21 protein-coding genes are annotated in these 25,346 nt (G+C 73.5%); 13 read left to right on the forward strand and 8 right to left on the reverse strand.

Features of this window, described 5'->3' with window-relative positions; genetic code table 11:
• On the reverse strand, positions 1 to 524 hold a 524-nt coding region (locus ACTT8P_RS32460; protein ID WP_442835365.1), incomplete at its 3' end, for a GOLPH3/VPS74 family protein.
• Between the two features lie 364 nt (positions 525 to 888).
• On the opposite strand from ACTT8P_RS32460, the gene ACTT8P_RS32465 reads away from it, so the two are divergent.
• Positions 889 to 2,541: an ABC-F family ATP-binding cassette domain-containing protein gene (locus ACTT8P_RS32465; protein WP_442835366.1), complete on the forward strand. Its 1,653-nt coding sequence runs from the start codon at positions 889 to 891 to the stop codon at positions 2,539 to 2,541.
• 209 nt (positions 2,542 to 2,750) lie between these two features.
• On the forward strand, positions 2,751 to 3,725 hold the full coding sequence (locus ACTT8P_RS32470) for an acyl-ACP desaturase (protein ID WP_442835367.1): 975 nt from the start codon (positions 2,751 to 2,753) through the stop codon (positions 3,723 to 3,725).
• A gap of 481 nt (positions 3,726 to 4,206) precedes the next feature.
• Here the strand turns inward: ACTT8P_RS32470 and ACTT8P_RS32475 are convergent, their stop codons facing one another.
• Positions 4,207 to 4,491 carry a WhiB family transcriptional regulator gene (locus ACTT8P_RS32475; RefSeq protein ID WP_442835368.1) on the reverse strand — a complete coding sequence of 95 codons (285 nt, stop codon included), beginning with the start codon at positions 4,489 to 4,491 and terminating at the stop codon, positions 4,207 to 4,209.
• A gap of 161 nt (positions 4,492 to 4,652) precedes the next feature.
• Here ACTT8P_RS32475 and ACTT8P_RS32480 point away from each other — a divergent pair, with 161 nt between their 5' ends.
• Complete coding sequence (locus tag ACTT8P_RS32480) at positions 4,653 to 5,432, forward strand: VOC family protein (protein WP_442835369.1); 780 nt, start codon at positions 4,653 to 4,655, stop codon at positions 5,430 to 5,432.
• A gap of 85 nt (positions 5,433 to 5,517) precedes the next feature.
• Here ACTT8P_RS32480 and ACTT8P_RS32485 read toward each other — a convergent pair whose 3' ends face one another.
• Both ACTT8P_RS32485 and ACTT8P_RS32490 read right to left on the reverse strand, forming a co-directional pair.
• A complete protein-coding gene (locus ACTT8P_RS32485) occupies positions 5,518 to 6,561 on the reverse strand; it encodes a LacI family DNA-binding transcriptional regulator (RefSeq protein WP_442835370.1) in 1,044 nt (347 codons plus the stop codon).
• 76 nt (positions 6,562 to 6,637) lie between these two features.
• A complete protein-coding gene (locus ACTT8P_RS32490; RefSeq protein WP_442835371.1) occupies positions 6,638 to 7,621 on the reverse strand; it encodes a multicopper oxidase domain-containing protein in 984 nt (327 codons plus the stop codon).
• A 262-nt stretch (positions 7,622 to 7,883) separates the two neighbouring features.
• On the opposite strand from ACTT8P_RS32490, the gene ACTT8P_RS32495 reads away from it, so the two are divergent.
• Positions 7,884 to 10,313 carry a ThuA domain-containing protein gene (locus ACTT8P_RS32495; RefSeq protein WP_442835384.1) on the forward strand — a complete coding sequence of 810 codons (2,430 nt, stop codon included), beginning with the start codon at positions 7,884 to 7,886 and terminating at the stop codon, positions 10,311 to 10,313.
• Between the two features lie 44 nt (positions 10,314 to 10,357).
• Positions 10,358 to 12,508 (forward strand): OmpL47-type beta-barrel domain-containing protein, encoded by a 2,151-nt coding sequence (locus tag ACTT8P_RS32500; RefSeq protein ID WP_442835385.1) that lies wholly within the window; start codon positions 10,358 to 10,360, stop codon positions 12,506 to 12,508.
• Here the strand turns inward: ACTT8P_RS32500 and ligD are convergent.
• A complete protein-coding gene (ligD, locus tag ACTT8P_RS32505; RefSeq protein ID WP_442835372.1) occupies positions 12,495 to 13,520 on the reverse strand; it encodes a non-homologous end-joining DNA ligase in 1,026 nt (341 codons plus the stop codon). The genes ACTT8P_RS32500 and ligD overlap by 14 nt on opposite strands.
• A gap of 74 nt (positions 13,521 to 13,594) precedes the next feature.
• Between ligD and ACTT8P_RS32510 the strand changes: the two genes are divergently transcribed.
• On the forward strand, positions 13,595 to 14,665 hold the full coding sequence (locus ACTT8P_RS32510; protein WP_442835373.1) for an ATP-dependent DNA ligase: 1,071 nt from the start codon (positions 13,595 to 13,597) through the stop codon (positions 14,663 to 14,665).
• Between the two features lie 69 nt (positions 14,666 to 14,734).
• Complete coding sequence (gene arr, locus ACTT8P_RS32515; protein ID WP_442835374.1) at positions 14,735 to 15,163, forward strand: NAD(+)--rifampin ADP-ribosyltransferase; 429 nt, start codon at positions 14,735 to 14,737, stop codon at positions 15,161 to 15,163.
• On the opposite strand, the gene ACTT8P_RS32520 is transcribed toward arr, so the two are convergent.
• Positions 15,164 to 16,354 (reverse strand): zinc-dependent alcohol dehydrogenase, encoded by a 1,191-nt coding sequence (locus ACTT8P_RS32520; RefSeq protein WP_442835375.1) that lies wholly within the window; start codon positions 16,352 to 16,354, stop codon positions 15,164 to 15,166.
• 213 nt (positions 16,355 to 16,567) lie between these two features.
• Between ACTT8P_RS32520 and ACTT8P_RS32525 the strand changes: the two genes are divergently transcribed.
• Entirely contained in the window at positions 16,568 to 17,560 is a 993-nt protein-coding gene (locus ACTT8P_RS32525; protein ID WP_442835376.1) for a DUF3048 domain-containing protein, read from the forward strand.
• Between the two features lie 6 nt (positions 17,561 to 17,566).
• On the opposite strand, the gene ACTT8P_RS32530 is transcribed toward ACTT8P_RS32525, so the two are convergent.
• Entirely contained in the window at positions 17,567 to 18,025 is a 459-nt protein-coding gene (locus ACTT8P_RS32530) for a MarR family winged helix-turn-helix transcriptional regulator (RefSeq protein WP_442835377.1), read from the reverse strand.
• Positions 18,026 to 18,221: 196 nt separating this feature from the next.
• Between ACTT8P_RS32530 and pcaH the strand changes: the two genes are divergently transcribed.
• Genes pcaH through pcaDC form a run of 4 tightly spaced genes read left to right on the forward strand, consistent with a single transcriptional unit; the run spans position 18,222 to position 22,050 of the window.
• Positions 18,222 to 18,995 carry a protocatechuate 3,4-dioxygenase subunit beta gene (gene pcaH / locus ACTT8P_RS32535; RefSeq protein ID WP_442835378.1) on the forward strand — a complete coding sequence of 258 codons (774 nt, stop codon included), beginning with the start codon at positions 18,222 to 18,224 and terminating at the stop codon, positions 18,993 to 18,995.
• A gap of 6 nt (positions 18,996 to 19,001) precedes the next feature.
• Complete coding sequence (pcaG, locus tag ACTT8P_RS32540) at positions 19,002 to 19,607, forward strand: protocatechuate 3,4-dioxygenase subunit alpha (protein WP_442835379.1); 606 nt, start codon at positions 19,002 to 19,004, stop codon at positions 19,605 to 19,607.
• Positions 19,604 to 20,938: a 3-carboxy-cis,cis-muconate cycloisomerase gene (pcaB, locus tag ACTT8P_RS32545; RefSeq protein ID WP_442835380.1), complete on the forward strand. Its 1,335-nt coding sequence runs from the start codon at positions 19,604 to 19,606 to the stop codon at positions 20,936 to 20,938. The genes pcaG and pcaB overlap by 4 nt, the downstream gene beginning before the upstream one ends.
• Entirely contained in the window at positions 20,935 to 22,050 is a 1,116-nt protein-coding gene (gene pcaDC, locus ACTT8P_RS32550) for a bifunctional 3-oxoadipate enol-lactonase/4-carboxymuconolactone decarboxylase PcaDC (RefSeq protein ID WP_442835381.1), read from the forward strand. The genes pcaB and pcaDC overlap by 4 nt, the downstream gene beginning before the upstream one ends.
• Here pcaDC and ACTT8P_RS32555 read toward each other — a convergent pair.
• Positions 22,047 to 24,734: an ATP-binding protein gene (locus ACTT8P_RS32555; RefSeq protein WP_442835382.1), complete on the reverse strand. Its 2,688-nt coding sequence runs from the start codon at positions 24,732 to 24,734 to the stop codon at positions 22,047 to 22,049. The two genes, pcaDC and ACTT8P_RS32555, sit on opposite strands and share 4 nt — an antisense overlap.
• A 296-nt stretch (positions 24,735 to 25,030) precedes the next feature.
• Here ACTT8P_RS32555 and ACTT8P_RS32560 point away from each other — a divergent pair.
• A partial coding sequence (locus ACTT8P_RS32560) for a DUF2510 domain-containing protein (protein ID WP_442835383.1) occupies positions 25,031 to 25,346 on the forward strand: 316 nt, incomplete at its 3' end.

Genomic DNA, 25,346 nt, shown 5'->3' on the forward strand with positions numbered 1-25,346 from the left:
GCCTCGCTCCGGACGCCGTCCGCCGGCGGCCCCAGCCCCCGCACCCGCGCCGCGGCGGCCAGGACGGCGCCGGCCGCGTCCGGGACCGGCACCTCGGCGGCCGGCGCCGGACCGTGCAGGACCTGCCGGGTGCGCTCGCGGAGCGCGTCCACCAGGGCCGGGCGGGCCAGGGCGTACGACACGGACGGGAAGACGCCGAGCACCCGTCGCTTCTCGGCGCGCAGACACCGCTCGGCGACCAGTTGCTCCCGTACGGCGTCGTAGGTGATCCGGGCCCGCAGCCGCACCCAGGTCCGCCAGTCGTGCGGCAGGGACTCGCGGACCAGGTCGAGCAGCCCGTCCAGGACCGGGTCGCCGGTGCGGGAGTCCAGGTCGACGGGGGTGGCGATGCCGTCGTCGTCGACGAGCAGGCCACGCCGGGCCAGTTCGGCGAGGGCGCCGGCCCGCACCAGGCGGTGCGCCGGCGCGGCGTCCCCGGCCAGCAGACACAGGCGGGCCGGCACTGAGAGCGGACCGTGGGGCACGGGGTCTCCTTCGGGACGATTCCTGGGCGGTGCGGTCTCGGCGGGTAATCGGTTGACACCCCGCCCGGCCGGTTCCTACGGTGTACGGGTCCTGTTGTCGTCGATCGGAGTAGGACGTTGCTCGTCTGAGGTCCTGAGACACCGCGCCGCACCGTTCAGGTGTGTGTGCCGCGTGCGACCTCGGTGTGCGAGCCGTTCCCGACGAGCAGGGCTTCTCTCCTCCTCGTCAGAGAGCTTCTCTCCAGAGACCTTCTCTCCAGGGACCTCCCGTCCTGCCTCGGCCCGCCGACGGCGGTCGCCGCCCCGCGGTGTCTCGATACGCGTTTGCCCCTGACCGCACCACGCAACCGCGGAGTCACCCCTCATGCATACTTCCCTCAGCTGTACGGCCCTCTCCTTCGCCTGGCCGGACGGCACCCCCGTCTTCCAGGACCTGGACGCCGCCTTCGGCCCCGGCCGCACCGGGCTCGTCGGCGTGAACGGGGCGGGCAAGTCGACCCTGCTCAAACTCGTCGCCGGACAGCTCACCCCGACCGGCGGCACCGTCCGGGTGACCGGCGAGGTCGGCTACCTCCCGCAGAACGTCACCCTCGACACCGCGCTCCGCGTCGACGAGGTGCTCGGCATCGCCGCACGGCGGGCCGCGCTGCACGCCATCGAGGCGGGCGACGCGGCCGAGGAGCACTTCGAGACCCTCGGCGACGACTGGGACGTCGAGGAACGCGCCCGCGCCACCCTCGGCGAACTCGGCCTCGGCCACCTCGACCTGGACCGCACCGTCGGGGAGGTCTCCGGCGGCGAGTCGGTGCTGCTGCGGCTGGCCGCGCTGCTGCTGCGCCGGCCCGACGTGCTGCTCCTCGACGAGCCGACCAACAACCTCGACCTGTACGCGCGCCGGCGGCTCTGCTCCGCCGTCGCGTCCTGGCCCGGAGTGCTGGTCGTGGTCAGCCACGACCGCGAACTGCTCGACCTGGTCGACCAGATCGCCGACCTGCGCCGCACCGGCGGCCCGGCGCACCCGGGCGGCGCCGAGCTCGTCTGGTACGGCGGCAACTACTCGGCGTACGAGGAGGCCCTCGCCGTCGAACAGGAGGCGGCCGAGCGCATGGTGCGGGTCGCCGAGTCCGACTTCCGCAAGCAGAAGCGCGAACTGTCCGACGCCCAGGTCAAGCTGGCCCGCCGCAAGCGGTACGGCCAGAAGATGTTCGAGCAGAAACGCGAGCCCAAGATCATCATGGGGGCACGCAAGCGGGCCGCCCAGGAGTCCGCGGGCAAGCACCGCATCCTGCACGAGGAGAAGCTCGCCGAGGCCAGGGAGCGGCTCGACGACGCGGTGGAGGCGGTGCGGGACGACGACGAGATCCGCGTCGACCTGCCGTACACGGCCGTCCCGCCGGGGCGTTCGGTGCTCACCCTGCGGGAGCTGGAACTCGTGCACGGCGCCCGGGTGGAGAAGGGTTTCGACCTGCACGGACCGGAGCGGATCGCGCTGGTCGGGCGCAACGGCGCGGGCAAGACCACGCTGCTGCGCACCATCGCCGGGGAGCTGGCCCCGGTGGCGGGCGAGGCGACGGCGCATGTGCCGCTGCGGTTCCTGCCGCAACGGCTGGACGTTCTCGACGACGGTCTGACCGTCGCCGAGAACGTGGCCCGGTTCGCGCCGGACGCCACCGGCAACCGGATCCGGGCGCGGCTCGCCCGCTTCCTGTTCCGGGGCGCCCGGGCCGACCAGAAGGCGGCGACGCTCTCCGGCGGCGAACGGTTCCGGGCGACGCTGGCCGCGCTGATGCTGGCGGAGCCCGCGCCGCAGCTGCTGATGCTGGACGAGCCGACCAACAACCTGGACATGGCGAGCGTCCGGCAGCTCACCACGGCCCTGGAGTCGTACGAGGGAGCGCTGATCGTGGCCAGCCACGACCTGCCGTTCCTGGAGGCGCTCGGCATCACGCGCTGGCTGCTGCTGGAGGAAGGAGAACTGCGGGAGACGACGGCGGAAGCGGTCGCGGAGAGCACCTGACCGGGGCTTCGGAGCGGGGATGCGGCGACTGTGGGCGGCGGAGCTGGTCACTGCGTGTCCGGGTGAGGCGGATGAGGCGGCTGAGCAGGGCCTTTACGCCGCATTTAACCTACGGTCTCGTAACCTACGGTGTCGTAGCCTACGATGCCGTAGGTTCCGGCACCGCTCGCCGGACCCATCGAACGGTCATCCGTCCCCCTGGAGTATTCGTGACAGTCACTTCCGCCCAACTCGGCAGCCCCTCCGCCTGGACCGACGCGCGACTGCTGCTCGCACTGGAAGAAGTGGTCGAGCAGGAACTGAACCGGCATCTGCGGGTCACCAAGGACTGGATGCCGCACGAGTACGTGCCGTGGAGCGACGGGCGCAACTTCCCCGGCTTCTTCGAGGACGGGGAGGCGTGGGAGAAGGGCCAGTCCCAGGTCACCGAGATCGGCCGCATCGCGCTGGTGGTGAACCTGCTCACCGAGGACAACCTGCCCAGCTACCACCACGAGATCGCCTCCCTCTTCGGCCGCGACGGCGCCTGGGGCACCTGGGTGCACCGCTGGACGGCGGAGGAGGGCCGGCACGGCATCGTGATGCGGGACTACCTGCTCGCCTCGCGCGCGGTCGACCCGGACCAGCTGGAGCGGTTCCGGATGGCGCACATGAGCGAGGGCTTCGAGTCGGACAACAGCCACTCGATGCTCCACTCGGTCGCCTACGTCGCCTTCCAGGAGCTGGCCACCCGCATCTCGCACCGCAACACCGGACACCAGTCCGGCGACCCGGTCTGCGACCGGATGCTGGCCCGCATCGCCACCGACGAGAACCTGCACATGGTGTTCTACCGGAACCTGCTGAAGGCGGCCTTCGAGCTGGCGCCGGACCTGACGATGCAGGCCGTGCGGGACGTGGTCGTGAACTTCCGGATGCCCGGCCACAGCATGCCCGGTTTCGAGCGGGCCGCCGCGCAGATGGCGATCGGTGAGGTGTACAACCTGCGCATCCACCACGACGACGTGATCCAGCCCGTGCTGCGCTACCTGAAGGTCATGGAGATCGACGGGCTGGGCCCGGAAGGGCTCAAGGCGCAGGAGGAACTGGGCCTGTTCATGGGCGGCCTGGACGCGGAAGCCGCCAAGTTCGACGAGAAGCTGGCGGCCCGCAAGGCCAGGATGGCGGCCCGGGCGGCCGGCTGACGGCCATTCCGGCGCGGTCGTCCCCGCGCGGTTGGCCTTCGCGGTGGGCCTGCCGTCGCTCCGCCGCCGCCCAGGCGACCGGACCGAGGACATCGGACCAGGTAGGGGTGAGCAGCGGGCGCGCCGGGGGCGAGGCCGGTCAGCACGCGCGCGTACCGGCGCCACCAGATGTCGCGCAGGGTGCCGGGCAGCGCCTCGGGGTGCCGCTCGGCGAGGGCCGCCCAGCCGCGCGTGGCTGGCGTGCAACCGGGCCGCCCCGGAGTCGCCCGTCTCCCGGCGCAGCCGCTCGACCAGTCGCTCGGCGAGCGCGGTGCGCCCGCCTCGACGGCCCGCAGCGGGTCGCGGCGGACCGCCTCAGAAGCGTCGGTCAGGCCCCGTCCGTAGGTGCCGCGCCGCCACCGTTCGTCGCCATGTATGCAGTGTGCCTGCCGGGACGGGCACTTCGACCGCGAACACTCGCGTCGAGCCACCGGCCCTCCCCTCAGGGCACGGCCCGTCGCAGGGCCAGCCGTTCCTTCTCCGACAGGCCGCCCCAGACGCCGAAGCGCTCGTCGTTGCTGAGGGCGAACTCCAGGCAGGCCGGGCGGATCGGGCACAGGGCGCAGATCCGCTTCGCCTCGCGTACCGAGCTGCCGGGCTCGGGGAAGAAGAAGTCTCCCCCCGTCTGCGCGCACAACGCCTCCTCCTGCCAGGCGAGGTCGGGCGCCGTGATCGTGTCGTTGAGCATGGCCAGCAGCGTGCCGGACGGCGCAAAACGTTCGATCAACGTGGGATCAACGTCCCGCCGCGGGCCGCCGGCCCCCCGATGGTCACCCGTACGGCGCCGGGAGGCACGGCGGCGCGCGGGACGGCGGGCGCGGGCGATTGTCAGTGGGCGGTGCGAGACTCGGCGGAGCAGGCAACGGGACCCTTCCGAGGAGGGCGAAGATGCTCACCGACCGCTACGTCACCGGCGCTCCGGACTGGATCGACGTCGCCGTGCCCGACGTCGACGGCGCCGCCTCCTTCTACGGCGGCCTCTTCGGCTGGCGGCTGCGTCCGGCGCCCGCCGGGGACCACGGCTGCTTCGAGCGGGACGGCGCCACGGTGGCCGGCTGTCTGGGGATCACCCCCGAGCACGGCCCGCCGTCCTGGACGGTGTACTTCCGGACACCGGACGCCGAGGCCGCCGCCCGGTCCGCCGAGCGGGCCCGGGGCCGGGTGCTGGTGCCGCCGACGCGCGTGCTGGCGGAGGGCGTGTCGGCGATCCTCGCCGACCGGGCGGGAGCACCGTACGGCGTCTGGCAGCCGGGGCAGCGCAAGGGGCTCGACCTGGTGGGCGAGACGGGCGCGCTGTGCTGGGCCGAGCTGTACACACCGGACATCGCGGCGGCCGCGGCGCACTACCACGCGGTGCTCGGTCTGGAGACCTCCGCCCTGTCCTTCCCGGGCGGCACCTACACCTGCGTCAATCCGGCGGGCGAGGGCGAGGCGGGCGTGTTCGGCGGCGTAATCCCGCTCGCCGACGACCCGGTGGAGACACAGGCGCACTGGCTGCCGTACATCGCGGTGGCCGACACGGACGCCGTGCTGGCGCGGGCCCTGGAGCTGGGCGGCGAGGTCCGCCTCCCCGCCGCGGACGTCGAGGGCGTGGGCCGCCTGGCCCGGCTGGCCGATCCGTACGGGGCCCGGTTCGCGGTGCTCCAGCCCGCGCCTCGGCAGGGGTAGGGGCGGGCGGGACGGGGCGGACCGGTCTCCGAGACCGGTCACGAGGGGGCACGTCACGGACGGGGCACGTCACGGGCGGAGCACGTCACGCCGACGCGCGCCGCACCAGTGTCGTCGGCAGGATCACGCCGGCCGGCGGGACCCCGGGGTCGAGGGCGCCGGCCCCGGACGCGCCGTCCAGCCCGCGCAGCAGCAGCCGGGCCATCAGGCGGCCCATCTCCTCGATGTCCTGACGGACCGTGGTCAGCGCGGGCTCGGTCTGTTCGGCGACCTGCACCATGTCGTCGAAGCCGACCACGGCCACGTCCTCCGGGACCCGCCGCCCGTGTGCGCGCAGCACCCGCAGCGCGCCCGCCGCCATCAGGTCGTTGGCCGCGAACACGGCGTCCAGCGCGGGGCACCGGTGCAGCAGGTCCCGCATGGCGCGTTCACCGCCGCCCGCGGTGAAGTCGCCCCGGGCGACCAGCTCGGGGTCGGCGCCGGTCATGACGTCGCGGTAGCCGGCCAGCCGGTCGGCGGCGGAGGTCTGGTCGAGCGGGCCGGTGATGTGCGCGATCCGGCTGCGGCCGAGGCCGGCGAGGTGGCGTACGGCGTCCCGGGCGCCGCCCCGGTTGTCGCTGTCGACGTACACCACGTCGTCGTGCCCCTCGCTCCACCCGGGGCGGCCGCCGAACACCGTCGGCACCCCGGCGCGCTGGATCAGGCCGGGCAGCGGGTCGTCCAGGTGCAGGGAGAAGACCAGCGCCCCGTCGACGTGTCCGCCCGCGAGGTAGCGGCCGACCCGGGCGTGGTCCTCGCGGCCCTCGGTGAGCAGCAGGACGAGCTGGTTGTCGTGGGCGGTCAGCTCCTTGCCGATGCCGCGCAGCTGGAGGGCGAAGAAGGGGTCGGCGAAGACCCGGGCCTCGGGTTCCGCGACGACCACGGCGACGGCGTCGTGCCGCCGGGTCACCAGGGAGCGGGCGGCCTGGTTGGGCACGTAGCCGAGTTCCTCGACCGCGCGGCGGACCCGGGCGGCGAGCGCCTCACGGACCCCCGCCGCTCCGTTCACCACCCGTGACACGGTGGCCCGGGAGACCCCGGCCCGCGCGGCCACCGCCTCCAGCGTGGGACGCGGCGCTGTGTCGGTCACGTGGGCTCCTCCTCGGCGGCTGCGGATCAGGATAGCCGCGGCCCGAGGGAGGGTGAGAGCGCTCTCCGCGCGCACGCTATGCGCGGTCGCCGTGATCGGTGTGATCGGTGTGATCGTGCGGCTCGTACCCGGGGATCGTCCCGTCCGTCTTCTTCACCAGGAACAGCCCCACCATCCCCATGTCGGAGTGGCTCTGCACATGGCAGTGGTACATCCACGCCCCGGCCCCCACCCCCTCCCCGGCGATCACCTGGAAGCCGAAGGAGTCCGCCGGGCCGGTGATCTTGTTGTCGACGACCCGGCTGGGGTCGTCGGGGCCGGTGAGGAGGCCGGTGCGGTTGTCCGCCCAGCGGTGACCGTGCAGATGGAAGGTGTGGTAGTACTCGCCGTGCGTGATCATCACGAACTCGACGCGGTCGCCCACCGTGGCCTCGAAGTCCGGACCGGTGTGCGCGGGCCGGTTGTTGATGAGCATGTCGTTGAAGACGACGGTGTGCGTGGCGTCCGGCAGGACGTCGCCCGCGCGGCGGACGATCACCGGCCCGTACAGGCCTCCCCGGATGCCGCCGGTGCCGTGCTCGGTGCCGACGACGTGGTCGTGGTAGTGCCAGTAGCCCGCGCTGCCGGCCCGCCAGGTGCCGTCCGCCCGGCGGCCGGGCCTGTGCGTGCGCCAGGTGTAGGTGCGGGTGCCGCCGGGCGGCACATCGCTCCTGTTCATCGCGGTGCCGTCGCTGGTGATCTCGTAGTCCAGGCCGTGGACGTGCAGGCTGGCCGGGATGTCCATGGTGTTTTCGAACTCGATGTGCAGCGTGTCGCCCTCGTTGAGTTCGATCAGCGGCCCCGGGATCGTCGCCGCGCCCTTCTCCAGTCCGTAGCCGAACTGTCCGCCGGGCAGCCGTTCCGCGTACAGCCTGAGGTGCCTGACCGCGCCGCCGGCCGGGGCCGTCCGGGCCGGGGCGGCGGCGGCCGGGGCGCCCACCGACTCCGGACCCCACGACATCGAGGTCGCGACCGCCGCGCCGCCCAGCAGCACCCGCCGGTTGAAGCCGCGTCTGTCCATGCCAACTCCCCACTCGGGCGACGAGCGTGACGGAATGCTGTGTGGAATCTGTGCGACGGCGACGGTAACGGGCATCGAGCCGTTTATCCACACTCAGGACAAAGTTCGTTCCATGCCGGTGATACCTCTTGGCGAGCCGCGCAAAGAGGTCTAGCTTCCTTGGCGCTGCTGCCGCGACCGAAGAGGGGTGGGTGACCACGTGCGGTTCTCATCGCATCACAGGCCCGGGAACTTACCGAGACGACGGCTCCGGGCGGCCTCGCTGACCGCCGGACTGCTGACCGCGGGGCTGTTGTCGGCCCCCGCGGCCGACGCGCGGCCGGCGCCGGAACCGTCCCTGACAACGATGTCGATCAAGTCGCCGCCGGGCGGCGCCGAGGTCCGGGTGCTGGTCTTCTACGGATCGGCCGCCGCCGGCCCCCAGTCGCCGGTCGTGAACGCCGGGATCGCGGCGATCGAGCGGATCGGACTGACCGGGCCGGCGGACCAGCGGTTCGCGGTCACGGCCACCGGCGACACGTCGGTGTTCACGAACGACAAGCGCCTCGGCCGGTTCAACGCGGTGGTCTTCCTGACCGGCGGCGGGGACGTCCTGGATCCGGAGCAGGAGGCGGGCCTGGAGGCGTACATGGAGGCCGGTGGGGGTTTCCTCGGCGTCCATGACGCGGCCCGCGCGGAACCGTACTCGGACTGGTTCACCGGTCTGATCGGCGCCCGTCCCGCGGCCGGCGCCGCTCCGGCCGTCCAGCGGGCCACCGTGGAGGTCGGCGACCGCGTGCACCCGGCCACCAAGGACCTGCCGGTGCAGTGGAAGCGCCCCGACAAGTGGCTGAACTGGGCGGCGAATCCGTCCGGCGAGGTGCACACCGTGGCCCGGGTGCGCGAGTCGACGTACACCCCGGGAGCCGGTGCCAACGGCTGGGACCACCCGGTGAGCTGGTGCCGCGACTACGACGGCGGACGCTCCTTCTACACCGGCATGGGCGGTACCGCCTCGGCCTACGACGAGACCGACTTCCGCACCCATCTGCGCGGCGCCCTGCTGTGGACCACCCGCCTGGTCCAGGCCGACTGCAAGGCCACCATCACCGGCAACTACAAGGCGGAGCGGCTGACCCGGCCGAACCAGCCGGGGCAAAACGACCAGATCGGCGAGCCGCACGGCCTGGTCACCGCGCCCGACGGCCGGGTGTTCTACATCGGCCGGGGCGGCGCCGACGCCGCTCAGCCGGTGGTCACCGACTGGAACGACCCGGACATCGGCAAGGGCAGGGGCGAGATCCACGTCTACGACCCGGCGACCCAGCGGGTCACCCTCGCCGGTGAGCTGACCGTCTTCGGCAACAAGGGCGGCGGCGAGGAACTGGTCAAGGTCGAGGAGGGTCTGCTCGGCATCGAACTCGACCCGCACTTCGCGGACAACGGCTGGGTGTACCTGCACTACACCCCGCACTCGGAGATCAACCGCGAGACCCACATGGCCGAGCGGCGGGTCTCCCGCTTCACCCTCGACCAGACCACCGACAAGCTGGACCTGGGCAGCGAGAGGGTGCTGCTGAAGTGGCCGGTGCAGATCCACAGCTGCTGCCACGCGGGCGGCGGGCTGGCCTGGGACTCCAAGGGCAACCTGTACATCGCCACCGGTGACAACAACTCCAGTGGCTTCAGCGACGGTTACTCGGGCAACAACCCCGAGCCGAACTTCAAGGGCGTCTCCTTCGCGGACGCCCGCCGCACCGCAGGCAACACCAACAACCTCAACGGCAAGATCCTGCGCATCCACCCGGAACCGGACGGCACGTACACCCTGCCCGCGGGCAACCTGTTCACCGGCGAGGAGAGTGCCGAGGGCGGCGGCAAGACGCGCGGCGAGATCTATGTGATGGGCGTGCGCAACCCGTCCCGCATCTCCGTCGACAAGTCGACCGACACCCTGTACGCCGGCTGGGTCGGCCCGGACGCCTCCGCCCCCTCCCCGACCTGGGGGCCGGCCAAGTACGACACCTTCGCGGCGATCACCGAGGCGGGCAACCGGGGCTGGCCGTACTGCATGGGCAACAAGCAGCCCTACCGGGACCGCAACCTGCCGGACCCGTCGCAGCCGCTGGGCTGGTACGACTGCGACCACCCGAAGAACGAGTCGCCGAACAACGACGGCCTGGTCAACCTGCCGCCGGTGACCGGCAACAACATCTGGTACTCGCCGCAGGGCGGCGGCCCGGACTTCCCGCGCGACGCGAACGGCGTGCCGTCCTACGAGCAGGACGAGGGCAGCTACCTGCTGCCGTGGCTCACCGGCGGCAGCCAGGCCGCGATGACCGGACCGGTCTACCGCTACGACGCCGCGAGCAGCAGCGCGGCCAAGTGGCCGGAGTACTGGGACGGCAAGTGGTTCGTCGGCGACTTCTACGACGCCGGGCAGCCGCGCAACGCGGTGCTGATGGACCCGAAGACGCAAGGCGACGGCGGGCTGCCGGTGCACTCCGAGTCACTGAAGAAGATCGTGCCGGTCGGCGCGGACGGCATCAAGAACCTGATGGGCTGGACGTTCGGCCCGGACGGCGCGCTGTACGTCCTGGACTACGGCCGCGGCTTCTTCACCTCGGACACCAAGTCGGCGCTGTGGAAGGTCACTTACACGGGCGGCGGGCCGACCCCGGCGGCCGGACGACTGGCGAGGGGGACGCGGTGACACGGCGACGGAGAGGCTGGGCCGCGCTGCTGGCCGGCCTGCTGATGGTGCTGGGGCTCCAGACGGTCGCCGTCGGCGCGGATGAGCCGGCCGCGCCCGCCGCGCAGCAGGTCCTCACCTGGACCGCCGGCGACGACATCACGAAGTACACCTCGGCGCCCGAGACGGCGGTGGCCGGTCCGGCGACGATCGTCTTCGAGAACAGCGAGGCGACCGGCAACACCACCGGCATGCCGCACACGCTGACGTTCCTGACCAGCGACCCCGCGTACAACAGCGACGTGCAGCTGAACATCCTGGCCAACCCGTTCGACGCGCAGGGCGGCAAGCACACCGCCGAGGTCACCCTGTCCCCCGGCCGCTACCTGTACCACTGCTCCATCCCGGGCCACGGGGAGATGAAGGGCGTCCTGGTGGTCACCGAGGGCGGCGGCGAGGACACCACCGCGCCCCAGACCAGCGCGGACGTGCGGGGCGCGCGGAACGCCGAGGGACAGTACGTCGGTTCGGCGAGCGTGGCGGTCAGCGCCACCGACCCGGGCGGCTCGGGTGTCGACCGGGTCGAGTACGCGATCGGGGCGGACGGCGCCTGGCAGCCGTACACCGCCCCGGTGGTGATCGACCAGGTCGGCGACCACACGGTCCGCTACCGCGCCTTCGACAAGGCGGGCAACGCCGCCGCCGAGCAGAGCGTGACGTTCACCGTCGTCGCCCCGGGGACCGACGACACCACGCCGCCGCAGACCTCGGCGACGGTGGACGGCGAGCGGAACCCGGACGGTGCCTATCTCGACATGGCGACGGTGACGGTCAGCGCGTCCGACACCGGCTCCGGCGTCAACACCGTCGAGTACGCGGTCGGTGACGGGGCCTGGCAGCCGTACACCATGCCGGTGATGGTGCACCAGGTCGGCACCCACACCGTCCGCTACCGGGCCACCGACAAGGCGGGCAACACGGCCGCCGAGCAGAGTGTGCGGTTCACGGTCGTCGCCGCTCCGCCGCAGGACACCACCGCGCCGGTGACCGGCGCGACCGTGGCGGGCACCCGCGACGCGAACGGGGCGTACGTCGGGAGCGCGCGGGTGACCGTCAGCGCCACCGACGCGGGCGGTTCGGGCGTCGCGGGCATCGAGTACTCGCTCGACGGCGGGCCCTACCTGGCGTACACCGGGCCCGTGCCGGTCGACCGCGTCGGCCCGCACACCGTGGCGTACCGGGCGAGCGACGAGGCGGGCAATGTCTCGGCGCCGCTCGGTGTGAGTTTCACCGTGGTCGCCGGCGGCGGGGTGCCGGCGCCGCCCTGCCCGGAGTACGACGAACGGCGCACGGTGATCGTCGGTACCGTCGACACGGGGGTGCCCAACCGGGTGACGGACAACCGGTGCCGGATCAACGAGCTGATCGAGGACGAGCGGGAGTGGACCTCGCACGCCCTGTTCCTCAAGCATGTGCGCGAGGTGACGGCGGCGCTGCTGGCCGAGGGCGTCATCGACCAGCGGGAGCTGAGGGCGGTCCGGGCCGCCGCCCGTGAGTCCGGGATCGGCAGCCCCGGCCAGACCGAGGGCTACCGGACCATCATGGACGGCTCCGCCGCGTCGCTGGCCAAGTGGGAGCAGGTGGGCGGCGGTTCGTTCGCGGCCAACGGCGACGGGTCGATCACCTCGGGCACCTCCGAGGACGGCCTGGGCATGTTGTGGTTCCCGGAGCGCGCCTACGGCGACTTCTCGCTGAAGCTGCAGTGGCGGGACGACGCGCCGGGCACCGGGAACGCCAACTCCGGTGTGTTCGTGCGCTTCCCGTGGGTCCACGACCACCCGGAGGAGTCCCGGCCGGAGTGGGCCGCGATCAAGTTCGGCCATGAGATCCAGGTGTTCGACAGTCCGGCCGGGGATCTGTACAAGACCGGTTCGGTCTACGGTTTCGACCGGGTGGGGCTGGCCGGGGCCGGGGTGACCCAGAAGGGCACCTGGAACGACTACGAGATCCGGGTGGTCGACCAGCACTACTCGGTGTACCGCAACGGTGTGCTGATCAACGAGTTCGACAACACCGGCGGCCAGGACTTCTACCCGGCCCGCGCGGACGACCCGGGCACGGACGGCCGCCGGTTCGCGGCCGGCTACCTCGGGCTCCAGGTGCACAGCACCACGGACGTGGTGTCCTACCGGGACGTGCGGATCATGGAGTTGTAGGCCGCGGTTTCTTCGCCCGGCTCGGCTGTACCCGCTTGGGTTCGCCCGGCATCTTCGGATACTCCGGCGGGTACGGCAGGTCGCCCAGGCCGTGGTCGCGTTCGTCCTTCGCGGCCAGCTCCAGCAGGGCGTCCAGGGCGTAGGCGTGGTCGTCCATGTCGGCGTGCACGTCGCCCAGTTCGGCGAAGCGGGCCGGCATGGTGGCGAGGTCGAAGTCGGCGGGGTGGGCGACGCCGACCTCCGCCCAGCGCAGCGGGGCCGAGACGGGGGCGTGCGGGCGGGCGCGGACCGAGTAGGCGGAGGCGATGGTGCGGTCCCGGGCGGTCTGGTTGTAGTCGACGAAGATGCGCCGGCCGCGCTCCTCCTTCCACCACTTGGTGGTGACCCGGTCGGGCATCCGGCGTTCCAGTTCGCGGCCGGCCGCGATGGCGGCGCGGCGTACCTGGGTGAAGGTCCAGCGAGGTTCGATCGGCACGAAGACGTGCAGGCCGCGGCCGCCGGAGGTCTTGGGCCAGCCGCGCAGGCCGCCGAACTCCTCCAGTACGGACCGCAGTTCGTGGGCGGCGCGGACCGCGTCGTCGTAGTCGGTGCCGGGCTGCGGGTCGAGGTCGACACGGAGTTCGTCGGGGTGGTCGACGTCGCTGCTGCGGACCGGCCAGGGGTGGAAGGTGAGGGTGCCGTACTGGGCGGCCCACACCACCGCTGCTTCCTCGGTGGGGCACATCTCGTCGGCGCTGCGTCCGCTGGGGAAGGCGATGTGGGCGGTGGGAATCCAGTCCGGCATGCCCTTGGGGGCGCGTTTCTGGTAGAACCACTCGCCGGTGACGCCGTCCGGGTAGCGCTCCAGGGTGGTGGGGCGCTCCCGCAGGGCGCGCAGGATGCCGGGGGCGACCGCCTGGTAGTAGCGGGCCAGGTCCAGCTTGGTGAATCCGCGCTCCGGGAAGAAGACCTTGTCCGGGCTGGTCAGCCGTACGGTCCGGCCGCCCGTCTCCAGTTCCACCGCTGCACCCATGTGAGCCACGGTAGGTCCGCCGGTCACTCTTCGCACATCAGGCGACATGGGCGATGTCCGGCCAGAATCGGACTATGGATCTGCCCGTGATGCCGCCCGTGAAGCCGATGCTCGCCAAGTCCGTGGCGGCGATCCCGCCGGGCATGCAGTACGAGGCGAAGTGGGACGGGTTCCGGGCGATCGTGTTCCGGGACGGTGCCGAGGTGGAGTTCGGCAGCCGCACCGGCAAGCCGCTGACCAGGTACTTCCCGGAGCTGGTGGCGGCGGTGAAGGAGCGGCTGCCCGAGCGGTGCGTGGTGGACGGGGAGATCGTCATCGCTCGGGCGGGGCGGCTGGACTTCGACGCGCTCACCGAGCGCATCCACCCGGCGGACTCGCGGGTGCGGACGCTGGCCGAGCGGACGCCGTCGTCGCTGGTGGCCTTCGATCTGCTGGCGCTGGACGGTGAGTCGCTGCTGGACGTGGCGCTGGCCGACCGGCGGGCGCTGCTGGTGCGGGCGCTGGCCCAGGTCACCGCGCCGGTGCACGTGGCGCCGGCCACCACCGACATCGAGGTGGCACGGCGGTGGTTCGAGCAGTACGAGGGGGCGGGCCTGGACGGGGTGGTGGCCAAGCCGCTGGATCTGCGCTACCGGCCGGACGAGCGGGCGATGTTCAAGGTCAAGCACGAGCGGACGGCGGACGTGGTGGTGGCCGGTTACCGCCTCCACAAGAGCGGCCCGGTGGTCGGCTCGCTGCTGCTCGGCCTGTACGACGACCGGGGCGCCCTCCAGCACGTCGGCGTGTGCGCGGCTTTCACCATGAAGCGGCGGGCGGAACTGGTGGCGGAGCTGGCGCCGCTGCGGATGGACGACGTGTCCGGGCATCCGTGGGCGGCCTGGGCGGACGAGGCCGCCCACGAGTCGGCGCGGCTGCCGGGCGCGCCGAGCCGCTGGTCGGGCAAGAAGGACCTGTCCTGGGTGCCGCTCAGGCCGGAGCGGGTGGCCGAGGTGGCGTATGACCACATGGAGAACGGGGCCCGGTTCCGGCACACCGCGCGCTTTCGCCGCTGGCGCCCGGACCGCACCCCGGACAGCTGCGCCTTCGCCCAGCTTCAGGAGCCGGTCCGCTTCGACCTGGCGGAGATCCTCGCGCCATCGGCTTGACCAAGACCGGTGTGCGGTGGGCCGGGCCGTGGTTCGCTGGTGTCCCGGGCCCGGAGCGAAGGAGCGCGCATGACCGGCACCCCTGTCCCCTTCCAGGTGTACGAGGCGGGAACCTACCTGCACGGCACCAAGGCGCATCTCGTGCCGGGAGATCTGCTGACCCCTGGCCGCGCCTCCAACTTCGAGGAAGGGCGCACCTCCCGGCACGTCTATGTCTCCGAGACCCTGGACGCCGCCGTCTGGGGCGCCGAGCTGGCGGCCGGCGACGGGCCGGGGCGGATCTACCTGGTCGAGCCGGTCGGCGCCCTGGAGGACGACCCCAACGTCACCGACAAGAGGTTTCCGGGCAATCCGACCCGTTCCTACCGCACCCGCGAGCCGGTCCGGGTGGTGTCGGAGCTCACCGGCTGGACCGGTCACACCCCCGAGCAGCTCCAGGCGATGCGGGACGGGCTGGCCGACCTGCGCCGCAGCGGCCGCGCCACGATCCTGGACTGATCAGGGCTTCATCAGCACCTTCACCGCGCCGTCCTGCTTCTTCTGGAACATCTCGTAGGCGTGCGGCGCGTCGGTGAGCGGCACCCGGTGGGTGGCGAAGTCCTGGACGCCGAGCGGGTCCTCGTCGGTGAGGTAGGTGAGGATGTCGTCGCTCCAGCGGCGTACGTTGGCCTGCCCCATCCGCAGCTGGATCTGCTTGTCGAACATGGTGAGCATCGGCATCGGGTCGGCCATCCCGCCGTACACGCCGACCAGCGAGATGGTGCCGCCGCGGCGCACCAGGTCGATGGCGGTGTAGAGGGCGGCGAGCCGGTCCACGCTGAAGCGTTCCGCGAGCGGGCCGCTCAGTTTGCGGGGCATGATCGCGGCGCCCTGCTGCACCAGCTTCGCGATCGCGCCGCCGTGCGCCTCGGTGCCCACGGCGTCGATCACCGCGTCCGGGCCGCGTCCGCCGGTCTCGTCCTGGATGGCGGCGACGAGTTCCTTCTCGCTGTCGAAGGCGCGCAGGTCGTACGTCTCCACGCCGCGTTCGCGCGCCCGGCGCAGCCGCTCGGGGACGAGGTCCACGCCGAACACCCGCCCGGCGCCCTTGGCCTGCGCGACCCGGCAGGCCATGTCGCCGATCGGGCCGAGGCCGAGCACGGCGACGGTGCCGCCCTGCGGGACGCCGGCGTAGGCGACCGCCTGCCAGGCGGTGGGCAGTACGTCGGACAGGTAGACGAAACGGTCGTCCGGCGGACCCTCGGGCACCTTGATCGGGCCGTAGTGGGCGTGCGGGACCCGCAGGTACTCCGCCTGGCCGCCCGGCACCGCGCCGTACAGGCGGGTGTAGCCGAACAGGGCGGCGCCCATGCCCTCGCCGGTGACCTGGGTGGTCTCGCACTGGGTGGGCAGGCCGGTGTCGCACATGTAGCAGTGGCCGCAGGCGATCTGGAACGGCACCACGACCCGGTCGCCGGGCCTGAGGTTCGGCACTTCGGGGCCGACCTCCTCGACGATGCCCATCGGCTCGTGTCCGAGGATGTCGCCCGGGGTCATGAACGGGGTGAGCACTTCGTACAGGTGCAGGTCGGAGCCGCACAGTCCGGAGGAGGTGACGCGGATGACCGCGTCGGTGGGTTCCTGGATCTTCGGGTCCGGCACCTCCGCCACCCGCACGTCCCGCTTGCCCTGCCAGGTCACTGCCTTCATCGTCCCGCGCTCCCTCCGTCGCCCGGCCGTATCACTGTCACTCGTACGGTGGCGCCCGGGTACCCGGCGCCCCTCCCCCGAACCGCCACGCTGGTCCGATCAGCCGACCGAAAGCGCGCGATCAGAAGAAATCGGGTATGGCCGCATATGCGTAAAGAAGCGCACAATCAGTGACACAGGGAGAGCGGGCGGGTGGTCGGGATGCTGGTCGGGATGCTGGTCGGGAAGCGACAAGGCGGACGCAGAGGTGCACGGACCGGGGTGACGGCGGCGGTGGCGGCGCTGCTGGCGGCGGGCTGCGCGGCCGGGCCGGGACCGGACGACGACGGACGCGGCCCCGCGCCGGTCCCGTCCCGGGCGACGGCGGCGGCGACGGAAACGGCGGCCGCTACGGCGTCCCCGCTGGCCGTCAAGATCGACAACGCGCCCGCCGCCCGCCCCCAGACGGGCCTGGAGGCGGCGGACGTCGTCTACGTGGAGCCGGTGGAGGGCGGGCTGAGCAGGCTGCTGGCCCTGTACGCGACCAGGCTGCCGGAGACCGTGGGTCCGGTGCGCAGCGCCCGCGCGTCCGATCTGGAGCTGCTGCGCCAGTTCGACCGGCCGACGCTCGCCTTCTCCGGCGCCCAGCGCAAGCTGCTGCCGGACATCGACAGGGCCCCGCTGCGGGCCGAGCAGCCGGACGGGGCCGCGGACGCCTTCGTCCGGGACAGCGCCCGGCCCGCCCCGCACAACCTCTATCTGCGCCCCGGCCGCCTGCTGTCCTCGGCGCCGGGCGCGACGGCCCTGACCACCGGCTTCCAGTACGGCGCCGGGCCCGCGGGCGGCCGGACCGAGCCCGCGCACACGGTGCGCTACCCGGCGGCCCGCTTCACCTTCACCTGGTCGGCGGAGCGGGCCGGCTGGCTGCTGTCGATGGACGGCACCCCGGCCGTCACCCCCGGCGGGAAACGGCTGGCGCCCGCCACCGTCGTCGTGCAGTACGTGAAGGTGCGGTCCTCGAAGCTGCACGACTCGCGGGGCAACCACTCGCCGTACGTCGAGACGGTCGGCGCCGGCCGGGCCCAGGTGCTGCGCGACGGCCGCGCGCACGCCGCCACCTGGCGCCGGGGCGCGGCCACGGACGGTACGGCGTTCACGGCGGCGGACGGTTCGCCGCTGCGGTTCGCCGCGGGCCAGGTGTGGGTGGTGTTCGCGCAGGCCGGCTGAGAAACCTCAGCGGGCGACCGGCTCGGCCGGGTTGCGCAGCCCCTCGGCCGCGTCCGCGACCCGCTGGATGAGGTCGAAGAACTGGCCCTGCTCGGCGGCCGAGAGCGGGGCCAGGAAGACCTGGTTCATCCGGGCCGTGCGCACGGTGAGCTTGCGGTGGGTGCGGGTGCCCTCGTCGGTCGGGCGGAGCAGGGCGCGGCGGCCGTCCTGCGGGTCGCGCACCTTGTCGATCAGGCCCCGGCGGCTGAGCCGGCTGATCACCTCGGCGATCGTGGACCGGTCGAGCCCGACCCGCTCGCCCACCGTGCGCTGGTCCAGGCCCGGCTCCGCGACCAGCGCGTTCAGGACCGCGAACTGCGGCGACGTGATCTCCTCGGAGACCATCGTGTTCCACAGCAGGTAGTGCGCCTGCTGGAGCCGCCGGGCCAGGTGCCCGGGATGGGTGGTCAGGTCCACCGCGGCCATGTGCGCTCCCGAGATCATATTAGTTGGTGCACTGAACAATACTCGGCGCACCGCACTCGGTACACCTCACACAACAAGGCCATGAACTGGGTCTTGACGACTCCCCCGGCCGGTGGCAGCGTGTGGGAAACATCGCCGAAATACTCAGTGCCCTGACTAATTCATACGCTCGGGCCGCCTGACAGGGATGGGTTCCATGACTCTCACCCAGCACGACATAGACGCGGAGATGGCCGCCGAGCGCGCCGCGTACGAGAAGCGGCTCGCCGACGGCGGGCCGGCCGAGCACCACCCGCGCCGCGCCTACGCCCCGTACCGGTCCTCGGTGCTGCGGCATCCGAAACAGCCGCCGGTCGCCATCGACGTCACCAAGGACCCGGAGCTGGTGGAGCTGTCCTCGCCCGCCTTCGGCGAGCGCGACCTGACCGCGATCGACAACGACCTCACCGTCCAGCACCCCGGTGAGCCGGTCGGCGAGCGGATCACCGTCTCCGGGCGGCTCCTGGACCGCGCCGGGCGGCCGGTGCGCGGCCAGCTGGTGGAGATCTGGCAGGCCAACTCGGCCGGTCGCTACGCCCACCAGCGCGAGCAGCACGACGCGCCGCTGGACCCGAACTTCACCGGCACCGGCCGCACGATCACCGACGCCGACGGCCGCTACCGCTTCACCACCATCCAGCCCGGCCCCTACCCGTGGCGCAACCACGTCAACGCCTGGCGGCCCGCGCACATCCACTTCTCGCTCTTCGGGTCCGCGTTCACCCAGCGGCTGGTGACGCAGATGTACTTCCCGAACGACCCGCTGTTCCGGTACGACCCGATCCTCCAGTCCGTCACGGACGACGCGGCCCGGCAGCGGCTGATCGCGACGTACGACCACAGCCTGTCGGTGCCGGAGTTCTCGCTCGGCTACCACTGGGACATCGTGCTCGACGGCCCGACCGCCACCTGGATCGAAGAAGGGCGCTGACCTGCCATGACGAAGATCGACACCAGCAGCCCGGAGAACGTGCTGCCCACCCCGTCGCACACGGTGGGCCCCTTCTACGGCTACTCGCTGCCGTTCCGCGGCGGGGAGGAGATCGCCCCGGTCGGACACCCGGACACCGTCACCGTGCACGGGTACGTGCTGGACGGCGCGGGCGACCCGCTGCCGGACGCCCTCGTGGAGGTCTGGGGCGCGGACCCGGAGGGCAACGTGCCGACCGCCGACGGCTCGATGCGCCGGGACCCGGCGACCGGCGGCTACCTCGGGCGCAACGGCGTGGAGTTCACCGGCTGGGGCCGCATCCAGACCGACGCCGACGGACACTGGTACGTACGGACCCTGCGGCCGGGCGCGCGCGGGCTGAGCGCCCCGTATCTGAGCGTGTGCGTCTTCGCGCGCGGTCTGCTCGTGCACCTGTTCACCCGGATCTACCTGCCCGGCGACCCGGCCGCGCTGGCCGCCGACCCGCTGCTGGCCCAGGTGCCCGAGGACCGCCGTGACACGCTGGTCGCGGCCGAGGAGCGGGCGGGCACGTACCGTTTCGACATCCGCCTTCGAGGCGAGGGCGAGACGGTCTTCCTGGAGTACAAGTGACCTTTCCCGACGACGGAACCGGCCTGCTCGCCCCCGGGTGGGCGGGCTCCCCGGCCGCCGCGGCGACCGGCGACCGGGCGTATCTCGCGGCGCTGCTGGCCGCCGAGGCCGCGCTGACCCGGGCCCAGGCCGCGCTGGGCCTGGCCCCGGACGAGGCGGCGACGGCGGTGACGGACGCCGCCGCCGACGCGGACCGCTTCGACCTGGCCTCGATCGCCGGACGGGCGCGCGGCGGCGGCAACCCGGTGATCCCGCTGGTCGCCGATCTGACCGAGGCGGTCGGCGCGAAGTACGGGCCCTACGTGCACCGGGGCGCGACCAGCCAGGACATCCTGGACACGGCGGCGATGCTGGTCGCCGCCCGCACCCTGGACCTGATCCTGGCCGACCTCGCCCGCACCGAACGGGCGCTGGCCCGGCTCGCCGCCGAGCACCGGGAGACCGTGCTGCCGGGGCGGACGCTGACCCAGCACGCGGTGCCGACCACGTTCGGGCTGAAGGCGGCCGGGTGGCGGTCGCTGGTACTGGACGCCCGGGACCGGATCACGGCGGTGCGCGCCCGGCTGCCGGTGCAGCTCGGCGGCGCCGCCGGGACGCTGGCGGCGTTCGCGGCGTACGGCGCCGCCGACCCGCTCGCGCTGCCCGCCGCGTACGCCCGTGAACTGGGCCTGGCGGAGCCCGCGTTGCCCTGGCACACGCTGCGCACGCCGCTCGCCGATCTCGCCGGGTGCCTGGCACTGGCCGCCGGGACGTTGGGCAAGCTCGCCGCGGACGTGCTGGTGCTCGGCCGGACCGAGACCGGAGAAGTGGCCGAGGGCAGCGGCGGCGGGTCCTCCGCGATGCCGCACAAGGCCAACCCGGTGCGGTCCACGCTGATCGCGGCAGCGGCCCGGCGCGCGCCACAGCTCGCGGCCACGCTGTACGGCTCGCTGGCCGCCGAGGACGAGCGGCCCGCCGGGGCCTGGCACGCCGAGTGGGAGCCGCTGCGGGACCTGCTGCGGCTGACCGGCGGCGCGGCCCGGGACGCCGCCGAGCTGGCCGAGGGCCTCCAGGTGCGCCCGCGGGTCATGCGCGCCGACCTGGACCTGACCCACGGGCTGATCGTCTCGGAGCGGCTCTCCGCCGAACTGGCGCCGGTGCTCGGCCGCTCCCGGGCCAAGGAGCTGCTGACCGAGCTGGCGCGGCGCACCTACGCCGAGCACCGCCCGCTGGGCGAACTCCTCGCCGAGGTGCCGGAGCTGGCGGACCTGGACCTCGCCGCCCTGGCCGATCCCACCCAGTACACCGGCAGCGCCGCTGCCCTCACCGACCGCGCACTGGAGCGACGTTGACCCTGCTCAATCACCGCACCGAAGGCCCCGCCACCGCTCCCCCGCTGATCCTCGGGCCCTCGCTCGGCACCTCGTACGCCCTGTGGGACCAGGTGGCGCCCGAGCTGTCCAGCGCGCACCGGGTGATCCGCTGGGACCTGCCGGGGCACGGCGGTTCACCGGCGGAGCTGATCTCCGCCGGGGCGACCGTGGCCGACCTGGCCGGTCTGGTGCTGGCGCTCGCCGACTCGCTCGGGCTGGAGCGGTTCGCGTACGCGGGGGTGTCGCTGGGCGGCGCGGTCGGGCTGCACCTGGCCGTGCACCACCCCGAGCGGCTCACCTCGCTGGCCGCGATCTGCTCGTCGGCGCACTTCAACGGGGCCGAGCCGTGGCGGGAGCGGGCGGCGAAGGTCCGCCGGGAGGGGCTGGCGGAGCTGGCCGAGAGCGCGGACGCCCGGTGGTTCACACCCGGGTTCACCGTGCCGGAGCTGGCACGCGATCACCGGGACGCCGACCCGGCGGCGTACGCGGCCTGCTGCGACGCGCTGGCCGCCTACGACCTGCGGGACCGGCTGGCGGACATCACCGTGCCCACGCTGCTGATCGCCGGCCGCGAGGACCCGGCGACCCCGCCCGCGCACCTGCGGGAGATCGCCGACGCGGTGCCCGGCGCGGCGCTGGTGGAGATCCCCGGCGCCTCGCACCTGGCGCCCGCCGAGCGTCCCGAGGCGGTGCTCACCGCGCTGCGCGGCCATCTCGACGGGGGTGCCAAGCGGGGCATGGCGGTCCGCCGCGAGGTGCTCGGGGACCCGCACGTGGACCGGGCGCAGTCCCGGCAGACGCCGTTCACGGCCCGGTTCCAGGACTTCATCTCGCGCTACGCCTGGGGCGAGATCTGGACCGACGAGACGCTGTCGCGCCGCGAACGCAGCATGATCACCATGACCGCGCTGATCGCGCACGGCCACTACGAGGAACTGGCCATGCATGTCCGGGCGGCACGGCGCAACGGGCTCACGCCGGACGAGATCGGCGCCGTACTGCTCCAGACGGCCGTGTACTGCGGGGTACCCGCGGCCAACTCGGCGTTCGCGACGGCGCAGCGGGTGCTGGCCGAGGAGGACGGCTCCTAGGGCCGGTCGCCGACGGGGCTGGTCAGGTCCGTCAGCGCCCGCTCGGCGCGGGCGGTCAGGCCGTCCGCGCCGCAGGAGCGGGCCAGCGCCAGGCCGCGGTCCAGTTCGGCCGCCGAGCGGGCCGCGATGCCGTACTCGACCTGGGCGGCGGCGTGTTCGTAGCGGCACGGCGAGGCCGCCAGGCGGGCGGCGGCCTGGGCGGCGAGGCCGACCGCGCGCCGCCCGGTCTCCAGGGCGGCGGCGCAGCGCAGGGCCTGCCCGACGGCCGTGTCGGTGCCGAACCGCTCGGCCTGCCGGCGGGCGTCGGCGGCCAGCCGGGCGGCCCGCCCCGGGTCCTCGGCGGCCAGCGCGCGAGCGAGGTCGACCGCCCAGGGGACCAGCACCGGGTTGAGGTGGCCGCGGGCCGCGGCGGCCTTCTCGGCGGCCTCCAGTTCGTTGACGCCGTCCTCGGTGCGGCCGACCGCGAGCAGCAGCCGGCCGCGCACCGAGCGCGGGTCGGGCAGCACGATCGTGGACGGGTACGGCGGCGCGAAGTCGTACTGCTCGGCGATCTGCCACGCCTGGTCGACATGGCCGCGGGCGAGCAGCGTGTCGACCAGGTTGCAGGTCGCCGACCAGTACAGCGGCAGCCCGCGGCCGACCCGCTCGGCCAGCCGCAGCGACTCGCGCAGCGACGCCTCCGCCTCCCGCAGCCGGCCCCGGCGGCGCTGCCCGAGCCCGACGTAGGCGTGCGCGAGGGCCAGATGGCCGCCGCTCCAGCCGGCCGTCTCGTAGGCCCGCAGCGCCTCGGCGAACAGGGCGTCGGCCCGGTCCAGGCGGTCGGTGTAGGCGTAGGCGCTGGCCAGCATCATCAGCAGCTCCAGGCCCCACTCGGTGTCGGTCCAGCCGAGACCGGGTGCGAGGCGGCCGTCGACCAGGGCGCGGTCGCACAGCGCGGCGATCTCCTCGGCGCTCTCCCCGCGGGTCATGGCGTCGAAGCCGCGCAGGATGAGCAGGGCGCGCTCGGCGTTGTCCCGGCCGGTGCAGGTGCGGGCCAGGTCGGCGAGCCGCTCGGAGCGGCCGGGGACGGCGGACTCGCCGGCGTGGATGCCCTCCCACATGTACTGGACGGCCTGGAGCCGGAGCCGGGCGGGACCGTCCGGGTGCCGGGCGGCCTCCGTCTCGACGGTGCGCACCGCCTCCTCCAACTGGTCGTTGTGCAGCAGCGCCTGGGAGAGGCGGACCACGGCGTCGACCCGTTCGTCGCCGTGCAGGCCGGGCATGGCGAGGGCCTCGCGGAGGTGGCCGACGGTGGTGGCGGGCGAGGTGAGCAGGGTGGCGCAGCCGAGTTCGTAGCGCACGCGCGCGTGGGTCTCGGGCGGCGGGGGCTCCGCCAGGGCGCGTTCGAGGCACTGGCGGGCGGCGTCGGGGGCGCCCACGGCGAGGTGCTCGCGGGCGGCCTCGCGGAGCTGTTCGACCAGTTCGGCGTCGTCGTCCGGGTGCACCTGGAGGAGGTGCCGGGAGGCGGCCGCCGCGCCCAGGCCCAGGTCGGTGACGAGCTGGGCGGCGATGCCGTGCATGGCCCGGCGCAGCCCGTCCGGGATGGACGCGTAGACGGCGGTGGCGATCAGCGGGTGGTCGAACTCCAGCTCGCCGTCGCCGTCGTCGGGGCCGGCCGCGGTGAGGATCCGGGCGTCCCGCAGCAGCCCGGCGCAGTGCGCGGCCTCGGCCGCCTTCATGGTGAGCAGTGCGGCGCACCGGGAGACCGTGATGCCGGTGCCGAGGATGGCGGCGGCCCAGGCGAACCGGGTGGCGTCGACGCCGAGTTCCTCCAGGCGGGCGACGAGGCCGACGCCGCGGCCGGCCTCGTTCAGGGCGCGCAGTTCGGCGGCGTTGGCGGCGACCGGGGCGAGGGCGCTGTCGCGGACCTTGGCGAGGAGTTCGACGGTGTCGTAGGGGTTGCCGCCGGTGACGGTCCACACCTCGTGGCAGAACGCGGCGTCGGCGCCGTCACCGAGGGCGGCGCGGGTGAGCCCGGCGGCGGCCTCGGCGGTGAGCAGGTTCAGGGTGGTGACGGGGTGGTGCGCGAGGGCGGCGACCGGGTCGAGCCGGCCGGCGTCGGCGCCGGTGGCGTCGTCGGACCGGTAGGCGGTCACCACCAGCACGGGCAGTTCGCCCAGGTGTTCGGCGCACGCGGTGAGCCAGCGCAGGGTCTCCTGGTCGGCCCAGTGCAGGTCGTCGATGAGCAGGACCAGGGGCGGCTCGCGGTCGGCCAGCCGCCGTACCGCCTCCACCAGTCCGTCGCACACGCCCCGCGGGTCGGCCCGCCGCTCGCCCGGATCCGCGATGCCGAGGGCCGGGCCGACGATGTCGTACCAGTCGCCGAGCAGGTCGCGGGCCTCGTCGGGGTGCAGGGACAGCAGCGCCGGCTGGAGCAACTGCCGTACCACGTTGTACGGGACGGAGCGCAGCGTCTCGCCGCCGCGCGCGGAGTGGACGACGCAGCCGCGGGCCTCGGCGAGGCGGCGGGCGGTGCCGAGCAGGGCGGTCTTGCCGAGGCCGGCCTCGCCGCGGAACACCAGCAGGGCCCCGGCGGACGCACGGTCCGCGCCCAGGGCGTCGACCGCCCGGGCGACCGCGGCGACTTCCTCGTCGCGCTCCCACAGGGCGGCCGAGGCGGCTGCCGTGGGCCGTACCTCCGTCATCCCGCTGCCTCCCCGAGTCGCCCGAATGACGTACAGACTCTGAGCCTAGCCGCCCGGACCGCACGGCGCCGGATGGTCGCTCCGGGTCTTGCCTTACCGGGTGACATCGTGTAGTGAGCGGGCGGGGTGGTGCGTCTCGGGCCGTCAATCAGCGCTGTACGCAGGGGTTTCGGGGCGGTACGGGTGGGGTGGCGCCGTGGGGCGGGGCGGGCCGGGGCAGCGCACGGAACGGGGAGGTGGCGGGAAGGTACCCGCCCTCTCATACGACTTTCACCGACGCCTCATACGGTGGGGACATGACGCAGGAGACTCCTCCCGGGTGGTATCCGGACCCCGGGCAGACAAGTGACGGTCCCGCCACCGAGCGCTGGTGGGACGGCAAGGCGTGGACGGACCGGATCCGCCCCGCGGGGGGTCCCCCGGAACAGCCGCCGACGGATGGCGCCCGACAGGCGGCGGAGCCGGCGGGACCGGCCGAGCCGGCGGGGGACGGCGGGGCGGCCGGGCAGCCGACGGCCGCGGCCCCGGTCCCCGCTTCCGACCCCGCCCCCACGGGCACCCCCGACGCCGGACCGCCGCCCGTGGACGGCCCCGGGCCGGGGCAGCCGGCAC

Source organism: Streptomyces sp. JW3 (assembly GCF_052216785.1).
Classification (GTDB): domain Bacteria; phylum Actinomycetota; class Actinomycetes; order Streptomycetales; family Streptomycetaceae; genus Streptomyces.

What these genes read in the sequence shown, in the direction of transcription:
- ACTT8P_RS32465 (WP_442835366.1), top strand. Translation starts at nt 889, where the DNA reads ATGCATACTTCCCTCAGCTGTACGGCCCTCTCCTTCGCCTGGCCGGAC.
- ACTT8P_RS32480 (WP_442835369.1), top strand. Translation starts at nt 4,653, where the DNA reads ATGCTCACCGACCGCTACGTCACCGGCGCTCCGGACTGGATCGACGTC.
- ACTT8P_RS32490 (WP_442835371.1), bottom strand. Translation starts at nt 7,621, where the DNA reads ATGGACAGACGCGGCTTCAACCGGCGGGTGCTGCTGGGCGGCGCGGCG.
- ACTT8P_RS32500 (WP_442835385.1), top strand. Translation starts at nt 10,358, where the DNA reads ATGGTGCTGGGGCTCCAGACGGTCGCCGTCGGCGCGGATGAGCCGGCC.
- ligD (WP_442835372.1), bottom strand. Translation starts at nt 13,520, where the DNA reads ATGGGTGCAGCGGTGGAACTGGAGACGGGCGGCCGGACCGTACGGCTG.
- ACTT8P_RS32510 (WP_442835373.1), top strand. Translation starts at nt 13,595, where the DNA reads ATGGATCTGCCCGTGATGCCGCCCGTGAAGCCGATGCTCGCCAAGTCC.
- arr (WP_442835374.1), top strand. Translation starts at nt 14,735, where the DNA reads ATGACCGGCACCCCTGTCCCCTTCCAGGTGTACGAGGCGGGAACCTAC.
- ACTT8P_RS32520 (WP_442835375.1), bottom strand. Translation starts at nt 16,354, where the DNA reads ATGAAGGCAGTGACCTGGCAGGGCAAGCGGGACGTGCGGGTGGCGGAG.
- ACTT8P_RS32525 (WP_442835376.1), top strand. Translation starts at nt 16,568, where the DNA reads ATGCTGGTCGGGAAGCGACAAGGCGGACGCAGAGGTGCACGGACCGGG.
- ACTT8P_RS32530 (WP_442835377.1), bottom strand. Translation starts at nt 18,025, where the DNA reads ATGGCCGCGGTGGACCTGACCACCCATCCCGGGCACCTGGCCCGGCGG.
- pcaH (WP_442835378.1), top strand. Translation starts at nt 18,222, where the DNA reads ATGACTCTCACCCAGCACGACATAGACGCGGAGATGGCCGCCGAGCGC.
- pcaG (WP_442835379.1), top strand. Translation starts at nt 19,002, where the DNA reads ATGACGAAGATCGACACCAGCAGCCCGGAGAACGTGCTGCCCACCCCG.
- ACTT8P_RS32555 (WP_442835382.1), bottom strand. Translation starts at nt 24,734, where the DNA reads ATGACGGAGGTACGGCCCACGGCAGCCGCCTCGGCCGCCCTGTGGGAG.